Here is a 462-nt window from a genome sequence, read left to right as displayed (position 1 = left end):
GGCGGCGACCGGCTGATCAGCGAGGGGCTGACCTCGCTGTTTGACTACAGCGAACTGTCGATCATCGGCTTTTCCGCCGTCATCGCCCAATTGCCGCGGCTGATCCGGCGCATCGGCCAGACCGCGGACGCCATCATCGCCGCGCGTCCCGACTGCCTGGTGATCATCGACAGCCCGGATTTCTCCCACCGCGTCGCCCGCAGGGTGCGCAAAGCGCTGCCCGGTCTCAGGATCATCAATTATGTCTGCCCCACGGTCTGGGCCTGGAAGCCGGAACGGGCGCCGGCGATGCGCGGCTGGGTCGATCACATCCTGTCGATCTTTCCCTTCGAGGCCGAGATCGTCGAACGCCTGGGCGGACCGCCGCTCACCTATGTCGGCCACCGGCTGATGGACGACCCCGGGCTGATCGCCGCGCGCGCGGCGCAGCTCGCCCGGCGCGGCGCCGCCGGGCGCGACGCG

The 462-nt window shown here is 69.7% G+C and carries 1 pseudogene; it reads left to right on the top strand.

The window, feature by feature from the left end:
• Positions 1-462 (top strand): annotated as a pseudogene (locus LL06_RS26160) (lipid-A-disaccharide synthase); the annotation flags it as partial.

The organism is Hoeflea sp. BAL378, from assembly GCF_000759435.1.
Taxonomy (GTDB): domain Bacteria; phylum Pseudomonadota; class Alphaproteobacteria; order Rhizobiales; family Rhizobiaceae; genus Hoeflea.
The sequence above is the reverse complement of the archived record's forward strand: the minus strand, read 5'-3'. Positions and strand labels throughout refer to the sequence as shown.